This window comes from Sphingomonas sp. MS122, assembly GCF_049532975.1.
Lineage (GTDB): Bacteria > Pseudomonadota > Alphaproteobacteria > Sphingomonadales > Sphingomonadaceae > Sphingomonas.
Genome location: NZ_CP186695.1, coordinates 2,509,064 through 2,521,759 on the forward strand (window position 1 = coordinate 2,509,064; position 12,696 = coordinate 2,521,759).

The 12,696-nt window shown below is 69.1% G+C and carries 13 protein-coding genes and 1 pseudogene; 9 read left to right on the top strand and 5 right to left on the bottom strand.

Going from position 1 to position 12,696, the window contains the following annotated elements:
• Window positions 1-41: 41 nt before the first annotated feature.
• The 4 genes from pstA to ACO227_RS12095 form a co-directional block, all read right to left on the bottom strand.
• Window positions 42-1,319: a phosphate ABC transporter permease PstA gene (pstA, locus tag ACO227_RS12080; RefSeq protein ID WP_423602086.1), complete on the bottom strand. Its 1,278-nt coding sequence runs from the start codon at window positions 1,317-1,319 to the stop codon at window positions 42-44.
• Entirely contained in the window at window positions 1,312-2,685 is a 1,374-nt protein-coding gene (gene pstC / locus ACO227_RS12085) for a phosphate ABC transporter permease subunit PstC (RefSeq protein ID WP_423602087.1), read from the bottom strand. The genes pstA and pstC overlap by 8 nt, the downstream gene beginning before the upstream one ends.
• Window positions 2,686-2,701: 16 nt before the next feature.
• Window positions 2,702-3,730: a substrate-binding domain-containing protein gene (locus ACO227_RS12090; protein WP_423602088.1), complete on the bottom strand. Its 1,029-nt coding sequence runs from the start codon at window positions 3,728-3,730 to the stop codon at window positions 2,702-2,704.
• An 85-nt stretch (window positions 3,731-3,815) separates the two neighbouring features.
• Complete coding sequence (locus ACO227_RS12095; RefSeq protein WP_423602089.1) at window positions 3,816-5,027, bottom strand: ATP-binding protein; 1,212 nt, start codon at window positions 5,025-5,027, stop codon at window positions 3,816-3,818.
• Window positions 5,028-5,123: 96 nt separating this feature from the next.
• Here ACO227_RS12095 and ACO227_RS12100 point away from each other — a divergent pair, with 96 nt between their 5' ends.
• From ACO227_RS12100 to ACO227_RS12115, 4 genes and pseudogenes are all read left to right on the top strand, one after another.
• Window positions 5,124-5,525 carry a hypothetical protein gene (locus ACO227_RS12100; protein ID WP_423602090.1) on the top strand — a complete coding sequence of 134 codons (402 nt, stop codon included), beginning with the start codon at window positions 5,124-5,126 and terminating at the stop codon, window positions 5,523-5,525.
• Between the two features lie 9 nt (window positions 5,526-5,534).
• Complete coding sequence (locus ACO227_RS12105; protein WP_423602091.1) at window positions 5,535-5,804, top strand: HPr-rel-A system PqqD family peptide chaperone; 270 nt, start codon at window positions 5,535-5,537, stop codon at window positions 5,802-5,804.
• A pseudogene (locus tag ACO227_RS12110) lies at window positions 5,804-6,668 on the top strand (HprK-related kinase A). Before ACO227_RS12105 ends, ACO227_RS12110 begins: the two are co-directional and overlap by 1 nt.
• Window positions 6,665-7,666 carry a nucleotidyltransferase domain-containing protein gene (locus ACO227_RS12115; RefSeq protein ID WP_423602092.1) on the top strand — a complete coding sequence of 334 codons (1,002 nt, stop codon included), beginning with the start codon at window positions 6,665-6,667 and terminating at the stop codon, window positions 7,664-7,666. The pseudogene ACO227_RS12110 and the gene ACO227_RS12115 overlap by 4 nt, the downstream one beginning before the upstream one ends.
• Here the strand turns inward: ACO227_RS12115 and ACO227_RS12120 are convergent.
• Window positions 7,611-8,324: an HAD-IA family hydrolase gene (locus ACO227_RS12120; protein WP_423602093.1), complete on the bottom strand. Its 714-nt coding sequence runs from the start codon at window positions 8,322-8,324 to the stop codon at window positions 7,611-7,613. The genes ACO227_RS12115 and ACO227_RS12120 overlap by 56 nt on opposite strands.
• 78 nt (window positions 8,325-8,402) lie before the next feature.
• On the opposite strand from ACO227_RS12120, the gene glmU reads away from it, so the two are divergent.
• Genes glmU through glmS form a run of 5 tightly spaced genes read left to right on the top strand, consistent with a single transcriptional unit; the run spans window position 8,403 to window position 12,695 of the window.
• Window positions 8,403-9,758: a bifunctional UDP-N-acetylglucosamine diphosphorylase/glucosamine-1-phosphate N-acetyltransferase GlmU gene (glmU, locus tag ACO227_RS12125; protein WP_423602094.1), complete on the top strand. Its 1,356-nt coding sequence runs from the start codon at window positions 8,403-8,405 to the stop codon at window positions 9,756-9,758.
• A complete protein-coding gene (locus tag ACO227_RS12130; protein ID WP_423602095.1) occupies window positions 9,755-10,066 on the top strand; it encodes a hypothetical protein in 312 nt (103 codons plus the stop codon). Before glmU ends, ACO227_RS12130 begins: the two co-directional genes overlap by 4 nt.
• A 50-nt stretch (window positions 10,067-10,116) precedes the next feature.
• Entirely contained in the window at window positions 10,117-10,479 is a 363-nt protein-coding gene (locus tag ACO227_RS12135) for a ribbon-helix-helix protein, CopG family (protein ID WP_423602096.1), read from the top strand.
• Window positions 10,476-10,856, top strand: a complete 381-nt coding sequence (locus ACO227_RS12140) for a PIN domain-containing protein (RefSeq protein ID WP_423602097.1) — start codon at window positions 10,476-10,478, stop codon at window positions 10,854-10,856. Before ACO227_RS12135 ends, ACO227_RS12140 begins: the two co-directional genes overlap by 4 nt.
• A 15-nt stretch (window positions 10,857-10,871) precedes the next feature.
• Entirely contained in the window at window positions 10,872-12,695 is a 1,824-nt protein-coding gene (gene glmS / locus ACO227_RS12145; protein WP_423602098.1) for a glutamine--fructose-6-phosphate transaminase (isomerizing), read from the top strand.
• The last annotated feature ends 1 nt before the right edge of the window (window position 12,696 follow it).

The window sequence follows — 12,696 nt, forward strand, 5'->3', positions numbered from 1 at the left end:
GGCGGTTTCTGCGAAATCGGTCTGAGCCATATCGGGGGTCATCACCAGCGGGTCTCGAAGCGGTTGCGAAGATAGATGGCGAGGGCGTTCATCGCGAGCAGGAAGGCGAGCAGCACGATGATCGCGGCGCTCGTCTTCTCGATGAAGCCGCGGCTGACCTCGTCCGACCACAGGAAGATCTGGACGGGCAGCACGGTGGCGGGGTCGAACACGCCGCCCGGCGGCGTGACGATGAAGGCGCGCATGCCGATCAGCAGCAGCGGCGCGGTCTCGCCCAGCGCGCGCGCCATGCCGATGATCGTGCCGGTGAGGATGCCGGGCAAGGCGAGCGGGAGGACGTGGTGGAACACCACCTGCACGCGGCTTGCGCCGATGCCGAGCGCGGCGTCGCGGATCGAGGGCGGCACCGCCTTGATCGCGTTGCGCCCGGCGATGACGATGACCGGCATGATCATCAGCGCGAGCGTGAGGCCGCCGACGATCGGCGCCGAGCGCGGCAGCCCGAGCATGCCGAGGAACACGGCCAGGCCGAGCAGGCCGAAGATGATCGAGGGCACCGCCGCGAGGTTGTTGATCGACACCTCGATCAGGTCGGTCCAGCGGTTCTTGGGCGCATATTCCTCGAGATAGACCGCCGCGAGCACGCCGATCGGGAAGGCGATCAGCAGCGTCACCAGCATCGTCAGCATCGAGCCCTTGAGCGCGCCCCAGATGCCGACCGCGGTGGGATCGGTCGAGTCGGCGCGATTGAGGAAGCCGGCGTTGAACCCGCTCTGCAGCGCGCCGCGCGCGCGCAGCTGCCGGACCGCGTCGCGGAACTCGGGCTCGCCGCCGCCATCGGCCGCGGCATCGAGCTCGCTCGATGCCGGCACCCAGATGTGCGCGCTCTGGCCGAGCAGGTTGGGATCCTCCTTGATCGCGTCGCGCACCGCGGTCCAGGCGTTCTCGGCGATCAGCTCCTCGCCCTTCTCGCCGAACGCCGCGGTGGCGGCGGCCTTCACGCGGTTCTCCAGGCCCGCGCCGGCGAGCGCGAGATCGGCGCCGCGCGTGCCGAGCTGCGTGCGGTCGACCTCGAGCGGGGCCGACTTGAAGTCGATCGGCAGCGAGACCTCGGTGCGCATGAAGCCGGCGGCGCCGTTGCCGATCATCGTCGCGAGCAGGAAGAAGAGGAAGGCGGCCGACAGGATGACCGCGCCCATCCCGATCGCGCGGAAGCGGCGCTCCGAACGGTAGCGCTTGCGGATGCGCTTCTGCATCGCGTCCGTCTTCCAGTCGGTCGGCGCGCGGTCGGACGGCGAAAGGCGCACGGGCTCACTCATAGGCTTCGCGATACTTCTTCACGACGCGCAGGGCGACGATGTTGAGGAGGAAGGTGATCATGAACAAGGTGAGGCCCAGCGCGAAGGCGGCGAGGGTCTTGGGACTGTCGAACTCGGCCTCGCCGGTCAGCAGGTCGACGATCTGCTTGGTGACCGTGGTGGCGCTCTCGAACGGGTTCAACGTGACGTTGGCGGCGCCCGAGGCGGCCATCACCACGATCATCGTCTCGCCGATCGCACGGCTGACCGCGAGCAGCACGCCCGCGACCACGCCGGGCAGCGCGGCGGGCAGCAGCACGCGGCGGATCGTCTCGCTGGTCGTCGCGCCCATCGCCAGGCTGCCGTCGCGCATCGCGCGCGGTACCGCGGCGATCGAATCGTCGGCCATCGAGGAGACGAACGGGATGATCATCACGCCCATGACGAGGCCCGCCGAGAGCGCGCTTTCCGAGCTGGCGTAGGTGAAGCCGATCGACACCGCGAAATCGCGGATCGCGGGGCCGACGGTGAGCGCGGCGAAATAGCCATAGACCACGGTCGGCACGCCGGCGAGGATCTCGAGCAGCGGCTTCATCCAGCTGCGCACCGCCGGACGGGCATATTGCGTCAGGTAGATCGCGCTCATCAGCCCGAAGGGGATGGCGACGAGCATCGCGATCACCGCGCCGATGAAGAAGGTGCCCCAGAACAAAGGCACCGCGCCGAGCGTCGCGCCCGGATCGGCCGGGTCGATCACCTGCGGGCTCCACAAGGTCCCGAACAGGAAGTCGGTGATCGGCACCATCGAGAAGAAGCGCAGCGATTCGAACAGCAGCGACAGGAAGATGCCGAGCGTCGTCAGGATCGCGATCAGCGACGCGATCAGCAGCGCGAGCATCACCGTGTGCTCGACCCGGGTGCGGGCGCGGAACTCGGCCTTCACGCGGGTATAGGCGAAGGCGCCGCCGGCAAAGGCGAGCAGGATCGCGATGCCGGTGCCGAGCCAGCCATAGAAGCGGCTCGCCTGGAGATAGACCGGGGCGAGCTGCTCGGCGAGCGGGTAGAAGCCGTAGTTTCCGCCGCCAGCGCGCGCGCGGACCTCGTTGAGGATCGCGTCGCGCTCATAGCCGAACATGGGAAGCGCCGAGGCCTGCGGCGCCTTCAGCACCGCGTCGGTGGCGAGCGACGGCGTCAGCACCGACCAGGCGACGACGAAGATCAGCGCCGGGATGATCGTCCACATCGCGACGTAGAGGCCGTGCTGGCCCGGCAGCGAGTGGAGCCGGTGCTTGCTCGCCGCGGCGAACCGCGCGGCGCGCGCGCGGCCGGTGAGCCAGGCGATGACGCCCAGCCCCGCGACGAGGAAGAGAAGCACATAAGGGTTCACGGGGCTGGTCTCGCCCTTATTTGAGCGAGGCGGCGTCGAGCACCGTCTCGTTCTCGATCGCCTTGGTCGAGGCGTCGCGCGCCGCCTGCGGGCTGGCGATCAGGCCGCGCTTCACCAGCGGGCCGTCGGGCGCCCACATCTGCGCGTACTGGGCGAGGAACTCCTTGAGCCCCGGCACCGCCTTCAGATGCTGCTTCTTGACGTAGATGTAGAGCGCGCGGGCGCCGGGATAGGTGTTGCCGGCGATCGTCTCATAGGTCGGCGACACGCCGTCGATCGGCACGCCATGGAGACGCTGGGCGTTCTCCTCGAGATAGGAATAGCCGAAGATCCCGAGCGCGTTGGGATCGGTCGAGAGCTTCTGGACGATGAGGTTGTCGTTCTCGCCCGAGTCGACATAGGCGGCGTCGCTGCGGATCAGCAGGCAGAGATTCTCGAACTTGTTCTTGTCCGAATCCTTGAGGCCCTTCGCCTCCGGATTGGCTTCTTCGCAGCCCTTTTCGAGGATCAGCTCGGCGAAGGCGTCGCGCGTGCCGCTGGTCGAGGGCGGGCCGAGCACCTTGATCGGGATCGCCGGCAGCGCCGGATTGACGTCCTTCCAGGTCCTGGCGGTGTTGGGCTTGCCCATCGGGTTCGCGGCGAGCGCGAGGTAGATGTCCTTGCGGGTCAGCTGAAGCTTCGGCCCCGCGTTCGATTCGGCCAGTGCGATGCCGTCATTGCCGATCTGGATCTCGATCACCTCGGTGACGCCGTTCTTCTGGCACAGCTCGAGCTCGGACTTCTTCATCCGGCGCGAGGCGTTGACGATGTCGGGATGCGCGACGCCGATGCCGCCGCAGAACAGCTTCATGCCGGCGCCGGTGCCGCCCTGCTCGATCACCGGGGCCTTGGCCTGGGTGCTCTTGTTGACGAAGGCTTCGGCGACGGCGGTGGTGAACGGATAGACGGTGGACGAACCCACCACCTTGATCTGGTCCCGAGTCGCCTGGCGATCGCAGCCGGCCAGAGCCAGCGCCGTGAGCGCGATCAAGGTGAAGCTGCGCATCTGTAGGTTCCTCGCTTGTGGTCGAGTCGGGTGACGAGGGCCTTATCGCCGCCCCCGGGCGGGCCTGTGTTGCAGTTAGGTTACGTTATGATGACAGCGGTCCCGGAACGGTCGCCGCGGGAAGAAGAATCGTCACGGTGGTGCCGCTGCCGACGGTGCTGGCGATGTCGAGCCGGCCGCGATGCCGCTCGACGATATGCTTGACGATGGCGAGTCCGAGCCCGGTGCCGCCGGCGGCGCGGCTGCGGCTCGAATCGACGCGGTAGAAGCGCTCGGTGAGGCGCGGGAGGTGCTCGGGTGCGATTCCCTCGCCCTCGTCGGTGACGGCGACGCGCACCATCGACGCGCCCGAGCTGCGCAGCGACACGGTGACCGGGCTTCCGGGGCGGCCATATTTCATCGCGTTGCCGATGATGTTGTGGAGCAATTGCGAGAGCTGCACGCGGTCGCCGCGGACCGGGGCGACCGGATCGCTGTCGATCACGATGTCGGCGGTACGATCGGGCGCGAGCGCGGCGAGCTCGCCATAGACCTCGTCGACCAGCTCGGGCAGGTCGACCGAGGTGTCGGGCGCGCGATATTTCTCCGCCTCGATCCGCGACAGCGACATGAGGTCGTCGATCAGCCGCTGCATGCGCCGCGCCTCGTTGCCCATCACGCCGAGGAAGCGGGTGCGCGTCTCGGGATCGTCGGCGGCGTCCTCGAGCGTCTCCACGAAGCCGAGGATCGAGGCGAGCGGGGTGCGCAGCTCGTGGCTGGCATTGGCGACGAAGTCGACGCGGATGCGGTCGGCGGCGTGGCTGCCGGTGCGGTCGCTCAAATGGACGATGCGGTGCCCGCCGGGCAGCGTGCGCACGCGCATCTCCCAATGCTGGTCGCGTGCGCCGAGGCCGACGAGCTGGATCGGCGCGGCGGCGGGCCCTTCCTCGGAGTCGAGCAGGCGTTCGGCGGCGGCGGGGTGGCGGATCGCGACTCGCACGTCCTGGCCCAGGATATGCGCGCCGAGCAGGGTGCGCGCCGCCTGGTTGGCCGCGATCACCCGATTGCCGGCAACGAGCAGGACGGGCTCGAAAATGGCTTCGACCGCATCGGCGATATTGGCTTCGGCCGGGGCGGGGGGCGGTGCCTCGGGCGCCGGCCGTTCGATCGGCGGGGCGGCCGCGACCAGCGCGGCGACGCTCGCGCCCACCAGCGCGATCCCGGCGGCCTCGCTGCCCGCCGCGATCCACGCCGCCAGCGCCGTGATCAGCACGGCGGCGAGCGCGAACAGCGCGCGGGGAGCGGAAAAGCCGGGCATGGCCGGCCTCTAGCCCAGATATGGGACGCGGCGCCACCGCTTCGGCGCTTGCGCCCGATTCACCTTTGTGAAAGGCAGCTGTGGCAGGGAGGGACGATGGGCGACGACAATTCCCAGGACGCCGGGCTGCCGAAACAGCCGAGCCGCCGTGCGCTGATGCTGGGCGCGGCGAGCGCGTCGGCGATCGTGTCGATCAAGCCGGCGCTGGCGCAGACCGCCGGTTCGGTGCTCAACTGCGAGATCCCGGTTCCTGACGCCGGCCGCGCGGGAAGCTATATCGCCGCCGACGGATCGGTGGTGCCGGCCGGGACCAAGGACGCGTTCCCGCCCGCCGGCCGCGCGTTCAAGGGCGAGGAAGTGCGCCAGGCGCTGAACGGCGCGAACCTGCCCGGCACGACCTATGATCAGAGCCGCGCCTACACCAACTATATCCGCCGCCTGCAGCGCGGGACGAGCGGCTTCACCTGCTTCGCATCGCTCCAGATGCCGCGCGGTTAGGCGCGCGCCGTGACCCGCTACCGCGCCGCGGCCGCCGCGACGCTCCGGATCGTCCCGCTCGACGCCCTGACGCTGATCTATCACCGCGCGTCGGGGATCACCCATATCGTCGATTCGCCGGTGCCCGAGCTGATTGAGGCGCTGGGCGAGGCTGCCCTGACGCTCGACGAGACGCTGGCGGCGCTGGCGGCGGCGCATGACCTGGTCGACCCGGACCGGGACGCGCTGGCAGCGCGGCTCGATGAGCTGGTCGCCGCGGGACTGGTCGAGGCGGCCTGATGCGCCATTCGACAATGCTGCGGATCGGGCCGGTGGGGTTCCGGGTGGGAAGCGACTGGCGCGCGCCGGTGGCGATGCTCGAAGACCTTTACCGCGACTATCCCGCGCCCGAGGACGGCATTCCCGACTTCAACGTGCGGCTGTTCGCGGCGCGCTTCTGGCGGCGCTGGCTGCGGCCTTCGGTGCAGATCGGGGGCGATTTCGTCATTCCCGACGCCGCGCCCTTGCCGCTGGCGCAGGGGCTGCTCGCCGCGGAGATGGCGATGAACCTGCAGATGGCGCTGGGGCAGCGGCGCTATCTGCTGCTCCACGCCTCGGCGGTCGAGCGCGACGGCAGGGCGCTGCTGATGACCGGCGAGTCCGGCGCGGGCAAGTCGACGCTGGCGGCGCTGCTGATGGCGCGCGGGTGGCGGCTGATGGGGGATGAGTTCGCCTTGCTCGACCCTGCCACGGGACAGCTGCACGGGTTTCCGCGGCTGATCAGCCTCAAGAACGAAGCGATCGGGGTGATGGAGCGCGAAGCCGGGGGCGGCCGCTGGGGCCCATTGCTGGAGGGCACGCCCAAGGGAACGATCCGGCATCTGGTGCCGGATGCGCGGGCGATCGCGGCGATGGCGGAGCCGGCGAAGCCCGCGCTGATCCTGTTCCCCTCGTTCGGCTTCGAGGCGGCGGAACGCGAAGTGTTTCCGAGCGAGTGTTTCGTGCGGCTGAACTCAGGCATCGACCAACTATGTGACGCTCGGCGAGGCGGGGTTCGACGCGCTGACGGGGCTGGTGCGCGGGGTGCCGGCACGGGCGATCGACTATCCCGACACGGCGACGGCGATCGCGAGGGTCGAGCGGCTGTGGGGCGAGCTCGCATGAGCGGGGCGTTGCTCGCACGCGCGCTGCGCGACCCGGCCTCGGTCGAAGCGCTCGACGCGGCGGGCTGGACCGCGCTGCTGGCGGCGGCGCGGGCGGAGCAGCTGATCGGCACGCTGGCATGGCGCGTCGAAGGGCTGGCGATGCCGGGCGCGGCGCGGCGGGTGCTGGCGGACGCGCGCGGGACGGTCGAGCAGGGGCGGCTCGCGGCGCTGTGGGAGGCCGAGATGGCGCGGCGCGCGCTGGCCGGGACGGACATGCCGGTGGTGCTGCTCAAGGGCACCGCCTTCGTCGCCGCGGGGCTGTCGGCGGGCGCCGGGCGCCAGATCGGCGATCTCGACATCCTCGTGCCACGCGACCGGATCGAGGCGGCCGAGGCGGCGCTGCTCGCGGCGGGATGGGAATGGGTGAAGCCCGACCCCTATGACGACGAATATTACCGCCGCTGGATGCACGAGCTGCCCCCGCTGATCCATCGCGAGCGCGACCGGATGATCGACGTGCACCACACGATCCTGCCGCTCACCGCGCGGATCACGCCCGACGCGGCGGCGTTGATCGACAGCCGCGTGGCGCTGGAAAACGGCCTGTTCGTGCTGCCGCCCGAAGGGATGATCGTGCACGCAGCGGCGCACCTGTTGGCTGACGGCGACCTGCAGGGCGGGCTGCGTAACCTGTGGGACATACGCTGCCTGCTCGACGAGTTCGGCGGCGCCGAGTTCGAGCTGAAGCTCGCCGCCTGCGCCGCGCAGCATGGCCTGACGCGCGAAGTCGAACGGGCGCTGCGGCTGTCGGAGGCGGTGTTCGGCGAGGGCGCGCGGCTGACCCTGGCGGATCGCCTCTACGCCCGCCGCCTGCTCGCCCGCGACGGCTGGGGCCAGCCGACGCGCAAGCTCACCGAGCTCGCCTTCTACCTGCGCGGCCACTGGCTGCGCATGCCGCCGCTCATGCTGGCGCGGCACTTGTGGACGAAGTGGCGGAAGGGACATTCCCCAGCTTGAAAAGCGCCGGGACCAGTTCGTCATAGCCGTCGATCACCGCGTCGGCGCCGAGTTCCTCGACCGGCTGCATCAGGAAGCCGAAGCTGACCGCGATGCTCGGGATTCCGGCATTCTTCGCCGCAAGGATGTCGTAGATCGAATCGCCGACGAACGCAGCGCGGCCGCCGCCACAGCGCCGGATCATCTCGTGGATCGGCTCCGGCGAGGGCTTGGCGTTGCCCTTGTCCATCGTGTCGCCGCCGATCACGCAGGCGAAGCGATGGTGGAGCGCGAGCTCGGCGACGAGCTTGACCGCGAACCGCTCGAACTTGTTGGTGACGATGGCGAGCTTCACGCCGCGCGATTCGAGTTCGTCGAGCGCCTCGATCAGGCGGGGGAAGGCGGTGGTGCCGCGCGTCAGGTTGGCCTCGTAATATTCGAGCAGCGCCGGATAGGCGCGCTTCATGATCTCGGCATCGAGCCCGCCCGACGCCTCCAGCCCCCGCTCCAGCATGTGCTTGGCGCCGCGCCCGATCATCGGCTTGACCGCATCGAGGGTGAGTGCCGGGCGGCCGACCAGCTCGAGCGCGTGGTTGGCGGCCGCGGCGAGGTCCGCGCTGGTGTCGAACAAGGTGCCGTCGAGGTCGAAGCCGACGATGTCGAAGGGGAAATCGCTCATGCGCGGCCAAATGCCCGCGGCACTATGGAAATAGCAAGATGATCGTGGCAGGGCCGCGTCACGGAGGCCGTTTCGAGCATGACCACGCCACCCATTGCCGCGATCATCCTGGCCGCTGGAAGCGGCACGCGCATGAAGTCCGACACGCACAAGGTTCTGCATCCGATCGCGGGGCGACCGATGCTGCTGCACCTGGTCGACACGGTCGCGGGGCTTTCGCCCGCGCGGACCGTAGTGGTGGTCGGCGCGCGGCGCGAGCAGGTCGAGGCGGCGGTCGTCCCGCACGGCGTGGCGGTGGCGCATCAGGCCGAGCAGCTCGGCACCGGGCACGCCGTGGCGCAGGCCGAGGCGGCGCTGGCCGGCTTCGAGGGCGACGTGCTTGTCCTTTATGGCGACGTGCCGCTGGTCAGCGGGGAGACCATGCGGCGCATGATCGAGCGGCTGCATGAAGCGGACTCGCCGGCCACGGTGGTGCTCGGGTTCCGGCCGGCCGATCCGGCCGCCTATGGGCGGATCGTCGCCGAGCCGGGCGGCCGGATCGTCAAGATGGTCGAGTATAAGGACGCCTCGCCCGAGGAGCGCGCGGTGACCCTGTGCAATTCGGGGCTGATGGCGGTGGGCGCGGCGGACCTGTTCGCGCTGCTCGCGCGAGTCGGCAACGACAATGCCGCGGGCGAATATTATCTGCCCGACATCGTGATGCTGGCAGCGGCAGACGGGCGCGGCTCCGCGGTGATCGAGACCGATGCGGTGGAGGTGACGGGCGTCAACAGCCGCGGCGAGCTCGCCGCGCTCGAGGCCGAATGGCAGCGCGCGCGGCGCGTGCGGGCGATGGCCGACGGCGCGACGCTGACCGCGCCGGAGACGGTGTGGTTCGCCTATGACACCGTGCTCGGCCGCGACGTGACGATCGAGCCCAATGTGGTGTTCGGGCCCGGCGTGACCGTGGCGGACGGCGTGAATATCCGCGGTTTCAGCCATATCGAGGGGGCGGTGATCGGCGCCGGCGCGAGCGTCGGCCCCTATGCCCGGCTGCGACCCGGCGCGGTGGTCGGCGAGAAGGCGCATGTCGGCAACTTCGTCGAGATGAAGAAGGCGGTGCTGGGCAAGGGTGCCAAGGCCAATCACCTGACCTATCTCGGCGATGCCGAGATCGGGGCGGGCGCGAACATCGGCGCGGGCACGATCACCTGCAATTATGACGGCTTCTTCAAGCACAAGACTGAGATCGGCGAAGGCGCGTTCATCGGATCGAACAGTGCGCTGGTCGCGCCGGTCAGCGTCGGCGCGGGCGCGATCGTCGCCGCCGGATCGGTGATCACCAGGGACGTGGAGGCCGACGCGCTCGCGCTGGTGCGGCCCGAGCAGACCGCCAAGCCCGGCTGGGCGAAGCGGTTCCGCGCGATGATGAAGGCGCGCAAGGAGGCGAAATGAGCGACCGTTACGCGGGCAAGCCGTTCCTCGAGCTGCTCGATTCCTATGTGCTCGACGCGATCGGTCATCTCGATGCCGCGCGCGACGCCGAGCTGACCGCGCGCGAGGCCGAGTTCCGCCAGATGTTCGGCGGCACCGGCGACTGGCGGGCGCAGGTTGTGGAGCGGATGCAGTTTCCCGACGGCATGGCGGGCGCGCTCCGCGAGCTGTGGGAAAAGGGCGCGGCGAAATTCGCGGCGGCGCAGGGCTATCAGCCCGAACCGGCCGAGTTTGCGCGTTCGTTCGTGGACAAGAACTTCCCGCATTGAGCGGCCCGCTCGATTGACATGATATCACGATATGATATCTAGATATCGTCATGACCCGCATTCTTGCCGATCTGCCCGACGAGGACATCCAATGGCTTGACCGTTTGGCGGCTGAGCAGGGGAAGTCACGCGCGTCGGTGCTTCGCGAGGCTGTGGCGGCCTATCGCGCCGATTCCTCCAGGGACTGGCTCGAAATCGGCTTCGGCGCATGGGTACGACACGGCATTTCGTTCGATCCCCATGAATATGATCGAAAGCGGCGGGCAGAGTGGACCCGCCCGTGGGACGACGATTATGAGGAGGTGCGCGCGGAATCGCACGAGTGCTTCACGAAAGAGGATGACAGGGAGCGCGCGCACTATCTGGCTTTGACGGGACGAGCGGCGTCGAGGCGCCCAAAAGCCCGTAGATGAGCGGCTATAGCCTCGACGCCAGCATCGTGATCGACGCCCTGCTTGACCATGAGCCGGCGCAGCATGAGATGCGACGCATCGCGCAGAGCGGCGCCCGCATGTGGATCAGCCGGATGGCCTGGATCGAGGTGTTGTCGAAGGGCAGCGATGCGGCCGTTCGGGACGTCCTCGCTTTTCTTGATCGCTTCGGTCTCGATGAAATTGACGAGGAGATATCGCACCGCGCTGCGGCGCTGCGTCGCGAACGGCCCAGGCTCAGATCACCGGACGCCATCATCCTGGCGACCGCCCAGATCCGCGGCCGCGTCCTCGTCACCCGCAATACGAGGGATTTCCCGGCGGCGATGCCGGGGATCCGCGTTCCCTACACCCTCTAGAGCAGAGACCCGCGCATGTGTGGAATTGTTGGAATCCTGGGCAAGGAAGACGTCGCCGACCGGCTGCTCGACGGGCTCAAGCGGCTCGAATATCGCGGCTATGATTCGGCGGGTATCGCGACGATCGTCGACGGCGCGATCGCGCGTCGGCGCGCGTCGGGCAAGCTGGTCAATCTCGGGCGCGAGCTCGCGGCCGATCCGCTCGCCGGGACGGTGGGCATCGCGCACACGCGCTGGGCGACGCATGGCGGACCGACCACCAACAATGCGCATCCGCACGCGACCAGCGAGGTTGCGCTGGTCCACAACGGCATCATCGAGAATTTCAAGCCGGCGCGCGAGGAACTGCTCGCCCGCGGCCGCAAGTTCGACAGCGAGACCGACACCGAGATCGTCGCGCATCTGGTGAGCGAGCAGGTCGAGAATGGCGCCGATCCCGTCGAGGCGGTCAAGACCGTGCTGCCGCGGCTGCGCGGTGCGTTCGCGCTCGCCATCCTGTTCCGCGCGCACCCGGACATGCTGATCGGCGCGCGCCTCGGCTCGCCGCTGGTGGTGGGTTACGGCGACGGTGAGACCTATCTCGGCTCCGACGCGCTCGCGCTGGCGCCGCTCACCCAGCGCATCTCCTATCTCGAGGAAGGCGACTGGGTCGTGCTGACCCGCGCAGGCGTTCAGGTCTATGACCTCGACAACAATCCCGTCGAGCGGCCGATCGTCAATTCGGGCGCGTCGGGCCAGCTGATCGACAAGGGCAACCACCGCCACTTCATGGCGAAGGAGATCTTCGAGCAGCCGATCGTGGTGGCGCAGACGCTGCGCGGCTACCTGCAGCGGCTCGATGACCAGGTGGCGCTGCCGATCCCCGACTTCGACCTGTCGGCGGTCCGGCGCGTGACGATCGTGGCGTGCGGGACGAGCTATTATGCCGGGATGGTCGCGAAATACTGGTTCGAACAGTTCGCGCGGGTCGCGGTCGACATCGATGTCGCGAGCGAGTTCCGCTACCGCGCGCCGGTGATGGAGGAGGGCGGGCTGATGATCGTCATCAGCCAGTCGGGCGAGACCGCCGACACGCTCGCCGCGCTGCGCCACGCCAAGGCCGAGGGGCAGACGATCGCCGCGGTGGTCAACGTGCCGACCAGCACGATGGCGCGCGAGGCGGACCTGCTGCTGCCCACACATGCCGGGCCGGAGATCGGGGTCGCCTCGACCAAGGCGTTCACCTGCCAGCTCGCGGTGCTCGCCGCGCTCGCCGCGAATCTCGCCAAGGCCAAGGGCCGGATGACCGCGGCCGAGGAGAAGGAGATCGTCCGCCACCTCGCCGAGGCGCCGGCCGCGCTCAACGCCGCGCTGTCCTATGACGAGGCCATCGAGGGGATGGCGGGCAGCGTCGCGGGCGCGCGCGACGTGCTCTATCTGGGGCGCGGAACCGATTATCCGCTGGCGCTGGAGGGTGCGCTCAAGCTCAAGGAGATCAGCTACATCCATGCCGAAGGCTATGCCGCGGGCGAGATGAAGCATGGGCCGATCGCGCTGATCGACGAGAATGTCCCGGTGATCGTGATCGCGCCCAGCGGACCGCTGTTCGAGAAGACCGTGAGCAACATGCAGGAAGTGCAGGCGCGCGGCGGCAAGGTGGTGCTGATCAGCGACGCCGAGGGAATCGCGGCGGCGGGCGAGGGGTGTCTCGCGACGATCGAGATGCCGAAGGTGCACCCGCTGATCGCGCCGATCGTCTATGCGGTGCCGGTGCAGCTGCTCGCTTATCATGTCGCGGTGGCCAAGGGCACCGATGTCGACCAGCCGCGCAACCTCGCCAAGTCGGTGACGGTGGAGTAGC